4 protein-coding genes and 1 riboswitch are annotated in these 6,000 nt (G+C 31.4%); all 4 genes read left to right on the top strand.

The genetic code is table 11. The annotated features are described in order from the left end of the window. Positions 1-199 precede the first annotated feature (199 nt). A riboswitch (SAM riboswitch) is annotated at positions 200-298 on the top strand. A 73-nt stretch (positions 299-371) separates the two neighbouring features. Further along, the gene (metK, locus tag I6U48_RS04540; protein WP_218319219.1) at positions 372-1,547 is read left to right on the top strand and encodes a methionine adenosyltransferase; all 1,176 of its coding nucleotides are present in this window, start codon (positions 372-374) and stop codon (positions 1,545-1,547) included. 208 nt (positions 1,548-1,755) lie between these two features. Then, positions 1,756-4,008 carry an SF1B family DNA helicase RecD2 gene (gene recD2 / locus I6U48_RS04535; protein ID WP_218319218.1) on the top strand — a complete coding sequence of 751 codons (2,253 nt, stop codon included), beginning with the start codon at positions 1,756-1,758 and terminating at the stop codon, positions 4,006-4,008. After that, positions 3,977-5,002 carry a hypothetical protein gene (locus I6U48_RS04530; RefSeq protein ID WP_218319217.1) on the top strand — a complete coding sequence of 342 codons (1,026 nt, stop codon included), beginning with the start codon at positions 3,977-3,979 and terminating at the stop codon, positions 5,000-5,002. The genes recD2 and I6U48_RS04530 overlap by 32 nt, the downstream gene beginning before the upstream one ends. Beyond that, entirely contained in the window at positions 4,975-5,658 is a 684-nt protein-coding gene (locus I6U48_RS04525) for a ComF family protein (protein ID WP_218319216.1), read from the top strand. Before I6U48_RS04530 ends, I6U48_RS04525 begins: the two co-directional genes overlap by 28 nt. Positions 5,659-6,000 lie beyond the last annotated feature (342 nt).

Genomic DNA, 6,000 nt, shown 5'->3' with positions numbered 1-6,000 from the left:
TATAGCCTTTATAAATTAAAGATTTTTCGTAGCATAGCGGAGAAAAATCCTCCTTCATTGTCCTCTGTCAACTGTCCTCTGTCCTCTAATAAAAATTATTGCTTCGCATAATTTTTAAATTATGAATTTATTAAGTGAATTTTATATTGACAGTATGTTTCAGCTATGATACTATCATTACGATATAATTAAATATAAACTCTTATCAAGAGAGGTGGAGGGAAAGGGCCCTATGAAACCCGGCAACCAACTTAATGTTAAGGTGCCAATTCCTGCAGTATAATCTGCGAGATAAGAGAGTGAGTTAAATGATACTTAACGACCTCTTCTTATTGAAGAGGTCTTATTTTTGTAAACGGAGGGATTAAATTATGAGAAGATTATTTACGTCTGAATCAGTTACTGAAGGACATCCAGATAAGATGTGCGACCAAATTTCTGATGCAATTCTTGATGCTATATTAGAACAAGACCCAGAGGGTAGGGTAGCTTGCGAAACAGCAACTACAACAGGTATGGTATTAGTTATGGGAGAAATATCTACTAAGTGTTATGTAGATATTCCTAAGTTAGTTAGAAAAACTGTAGAAGAGATAGGATACACAAGAGCTAAGTATGGATTTGACTGTGACACTTGTTCAGTCATCACTTCTATAGATGAGCAATCATCAGACATAGCCATGGGAGTAGATGAGGCGCTTGAAGCTAAAATGGGTAAAATGGACAGAATGGAAGCAGTTGGTGCAGGAGATCAGGGAATGATGTTTGGTTTTGCAACAAATGAAACACCTGAATACATGCCGATGCCAATAAGTCTAGCACACAAGCTTTCAAGAAGATTAGCAGAGGTTAGAAAAAGTGGAATTCTTAGCTATTTAAGACCAGATGGAAAAACACAGGTTACTGTTGAATATGAAAATGATAAACCAGTTAGAGTAGATACAATCGTAATATCAACTCAACATGATCCGGAAATAACACGTGAACAAATAGAAAAAGATTTGATTGAGAATGTTGTAAAGCCTGTTATTTCAGCTGAGTTATTAGATGATAACACTAAGTATTTTATAAATCCAACTGGAAGATTTGTTGTGGGAGGTCCGCAAGGAGATTCTGGATTAACAGGAAGAAAAATCATAGTTGATACTTATGGTGGATATGGAAGACATGGTGGCGGTGCTTTCTCAGGAAAGGATCCAACTAAGGTTGATAGATCTGCTGCATATGCTGCAAGATGGGTTGCTAAGAATCTTGTTGCTGCAGGTGTTGCTGATAAGCTTGAAATACAAGTTGCCTATGCTATAGGTGTTGCTAAGCCAGTATCTATAACTGTTGATACATTTGAGACAGGTAAGCTAGCAGAAGACAAGATAGTTGAAATTGTTACAAAAGTATTTGATTTAAGACCAGCTGCTATAATAAGAGATTTAGGCTTAAAGAGACCACTTTATAGACAAGTAGCTGCATATGGACATTTTGGAAGAACTGACATTAATGTTCCATGGGAAAACTTAAATAAAGTTGAAGAAATAAAGAAATACTTATAATAAATAAAAAAGTTCTTATGCTAAGCATAAGAACTTTTTTATAGTTAAGAATTAGAAATATAAAAATTAAGTAGTGCACAGATGTCATACAATAAAAATCTATATTTTATCTGATAACTAGTAAAAACTATAACTGATGAGAGAATTACTTTGTGCTATAATTATAAGAATAGGGATTAAAAGAGAATAGAAAATTAGGAGAGATTTTATGCAAGAGGTACAGGGGAGCGTAGAAGACATAATTTTTCGAAATGAAGAAAATGGATATGTAGTGGCCAAAGTTAAAAGTGAAAATGAAAACATAACTGTGGTTGGATGCATACCTTATATAATTGAAGGACAAAATTTAAAATTAATAGGAGAATGGGTTTTACATCCTCAATTTGGACAACAATTTAAAGTGCAGTTATGCGAAGAAATAATGCCAAGTTCTATTGTTGGAATAGAGAGATACTTGTCATCAGGGATAATTTCTGGGATAGGACCTGTTACAGCTAAGAAGATTGTAGAAAAATTTGGGGAAGAGACTTTAGACGTACTAGATAATTGTATAGAAAAGCTCAATGAAATAGAAGGTATTGGAGCCAAGAAAATAGCATTAATAAGCGAGTCATATTCCAAGCAACATGAAGTAAGAAACATAATGGTTTTCTTACAGACTTATGGAATTACACCTAATCAATGTGTAAAGATACATAGAAGATTCGGTGCAGATTCTATAAAAGTCGTAAAAGAAAATCCGTATACTCTAACGGAAGAAATATCGGGAATAGGTTTTAAAATAGCAGATAAAATAGCTAGAAGCCTAGGAATAGAGCCTAACTCTCCTTTTAGAATACAAAGCGGTATAAAATATTTGATAAATCAATTTTGCGGGTTAGGAAACACATACATGCCTATGGAAAAATTAATTGAAGAAGGTATGGAAATGCTTAGTGTATCGAGAGATGAATTAGAAGAAAATATATATGAAAGCTCTATTAATGGAAAAATAAAAGTGGAGAAAATAAAAAATAGATTATGCGTATTTTCTTTGCCGTACTATTATTGTGAACTTGGAGTTACTAAAAAAATACTTACTTTAGCACTAAGTAAATATGATGATATAGGAATTGAAATAGATAAGGAAATAGAGGAGTTTGAAAGGTCTAATGGGATAGATTTTGCTCAGTCTCAGAAAGAAGCTATTCGAGGAGCCATAGAAAATGGAGTAGAAATAATAACTGGAGGACCAGGAACTGGCAAAACTACTATAATAAATTGTATAACAGAAATATTTGAAAAATCAAAGCTAAAAGTTTTTATGGGAGCTCCCACTGGAAGAGCGGCTAAAAGAATGACCGAAGCTACTGGCAGGCAATCAAAAACAATTCATAGACTTCTAGAGATGGGCGTAGGTGATGAAGAAGATGGATTGCTTTTTTCCAGAGATGAAGGTGCCCCGCTTGAGTGTGATGTTGTGATTATAGATGAGGCTTCAATGATAGATATTATGCTTATGCATAATCTTCTTAAAGCTATATCGTTAGGAACTAGAATTATAATTGTAGGAGATGTTGACCAACTTCCATCTGTTGGACCAGGAAATGTACTGAGAGATCTCATAGAAAGTAAGTGCATAAAGGTTGTAAGGCTTAAAGATATATTTAGGCAGTCACAAGAAAGCATGATTGTTGTAAACGCTCATAAAATTAATAATGGAGAAACACCAGAACTTAATAAGAAAGATAAGGATTTTTTCTTTATAAAGTGTGAAGAGTCAGGAAAAATATTAGAGACTCTAATAGAGCTTATAGATAAAAGATTACCTAAGTTTAATAAATCATGGAACAAAATGCATCATATTCAAATATTATCTCCTATGAGAAAAGGAATACTAGGAATATCTAATTTAAATAACAAACTTCAGGATATTTTAAACAAAAAAGACGAAAATAAAAAAGAAAAGGAATTTAGAGATATAATATTTAGGGTTGGGGACAAAATAATGCAAACAAAGAACAATTATTCACTAAAGTGGATTAGAATTGCCGGGGAAGGTGAAAGTGAAGGATTGGGTGTATTCAACGGTGACGTAGGCTATGTGCATGATATAGATGAAGAAAAAGATACTGTTACAGTCATCTTTGATGATGAAAGAAAAGTTGTATATGACAATATATATCTAGATGAAATTGACCTAGCATATGCAATAACAATACATAAAAGTCAAGGAAGTGAATTTCCTGTAGTTATTATACCTATGTTCATGGGGCCTCCCTTACTTATGAATAGAAATTTGTTATATACTGCTATTACAAGGGCTAAGCAGTTAGTAGTATTAGTAGGCAGCATAAAAGCTATGCAATTTATGATAAATAATAGTAAAAGCTTTGAGAGATATTCACTATTAAAATTTAGAATAATGGATATAATGGAGAGTGAAGTGAATGATCCTTTTGCAGAAAAAGAACTTAATTGAAGAGAAAGAGAAAATAAGTAATAGTATATTGAGTTGGGTTAGAAGTCATGAACGTTTCTTGAATGTAATATCACTCCCATATAACTCTTCAGATATTTTTTTAAAGGCAATACAATATTGTGTTGAAAGCAGAAAAAACGTTATATACATTACAAATGAGGATTCAAGTAATATTAATATATTAGAAACAATAAAGAAGTATACCAATTTTAGAGATTATACTTATGTAAGAAATGAAAAAACAAATTTGCAATCTAAATTAAAGGTAAGTAGTTTTAATAATGCTTTATTAATAAATGAAAAGTTTGACTTAGTTATTTATGATGATATAAGGAGCTTTCCTATTCATAGTAAACACGAGATATTTGATTTAATAACTAAAGTTTCTAAAGCAGATTCGAAATTCATAACATATTCCATAGAGAATATACTAAAGGGTGGAAGAGAAATAAGCTTGCCTGTAAAAGATAGTAAAAACCCTATTATAGAGCCAAGAACAATATTAACAAGAATAAATATAAACAGAGATATACCTTTCGTTGTATATGAATATTTAAAATGGTCAATAGATTGTGAGAGAAGAGTTGTAATATGTGTACCAGATGAAGAGAAAATTGAAAATGTGTATTTTTATATAAACAATTATTGTCGTAGTTTAAGTAAGAATATAGTATGTATACCTAAAGGTAAGGTGACTAAAAAAGTAATTATAAACTTTGAAAAGATAAAAAGAGCGGTACTCATAACAAATGATTTTGAACAAGTATTCTCTGGTGTTAATGATTCAGATGTTATGGTTTACTTTGCCAATGATTCTGAATTTAATTATAAAAAACTTATATATTTTTGTGGAAGTGTAGGACGATGTGAAAAGGATTGGAAAGGAGAAGTTATATTTTTATCTAACGAAGAAAGTGAAGATATGGAAAAGGCAAAAAATATAACTAGAAATTTTAATAAAGAAGCATGGGAAATGGGATTGTTGAAAATTTAAAATTTGTATGGGAATGCATACTTCAAGTAATATATTCTGATGATGAAAAGTGTATTTTGTGTAAAAGCGAAATTTTTGATAAGGAATGTATATGTTTAGAATGTAAGAAACGAATGAAGCTTTGCAAAGATTCCTTTGACATAGAATTTAATAAGATAAAAATTTCAGCTTATAGTGTTTCGTATTACTCGGGAATAATGATGGAGTTAATATTAAAGCTTAAATATAAAAGTAATTTTAAGGCAGGAGAAACCATAGCTAATTATATGATAAGCTTAATTGAGGAAAATAATATAAAATTTGATTTTATAACATATATTCCTATGAATAAAGTTGCATTAAAGAAGAGAGGTTATAATCAGAGTAAGTATTTAGCTCAAATCATAAGTGATGCTTTAAAAATACCTATAATTCACTGTCTAGAGAAAACTCAAGAAACTAAAGATCAGATAGGTTTGAATTATAGTGAGCGCTGGAAAAACATGTGTCAGTGCTTTAAGTTTGTCAGCAACAGGGTGAATATTAAAAATAAAAAGATTTTAATAGTTGATGACGTTATAACGACTGGAGCAACAGCCTTTTATTGTGCTTATGAATTGATAAAGAATGGCTCGGGAAAAATTATCATATTGACTGGAGCGAAAAGTAAGGTATAATTATTATATTGAGTTAGGTTTGTGGTTGAAAGTCGATGCCAGTCGCAGGCGAAACGATCCACGTAAGTTAAATAAAAATGTTTAATGAGCATGGTGCGGCTTAGAGGTAAGTCCTGCCGTTAAAGCGAGAGAGTTAGTAGTGAGAGGTTAATTCCGGGTAGCAAAATCTCCAGCAGGCGAGTGTGGGGTCAAAGACCAGGTCAACTGACTTGATAAAGTTCTTAATCTTTTTAGATTAAGAACTTTAATTTTTTTCAGGATTTTGAACATAATAGTATTGTAAATAAAACTATAAAGAATAAGAGGTCTTAAAGGATAATAATATTAATTTGTGCAATATTT

The organism is Clostridium thailandense, from assembly GCF_019207025.1.
Taxonomy (GTDB): domain Bacteria; phylum Bacillota; class Clostridia; order Clostridiales; family Clostridiaceae; genus Clostridium_AM; species Clostridium_AM thailandense.
Note: the sequence above shows the minus strand (reverse complement) of the source record. Positions and strands in the feature narration are given on the sequence as shown.

Coding starts and splice junctions, on each gene's coding strand:
- metK (WP_218319219.1), top strand. CDS start 372: ATGAGAAGATTATTTACGTCTGAATCAGTTACTGAAGGACATCCAGAT.
- recD2 (WP_218319218.1), top strand. CDS start 1,756: ATGCAAGAGGTACAGGGGAGCGTAGAAGACATAATTTTTCGAAATGAA.
- I6U48_RS04530 (WP_218319217.1), top strand. CDS start 3,977: ATGATCCTTTTGCAGAAAAAGAACTTAATTGAAGAGAAAGAGAAAATA.
- I6U48_RS04525 (WP_218319216.1), top strand. CDS start 4,975: ATGGGAAATGGGATTGTTGAAAATTTAAAATTTGTATGGGAATGCATA.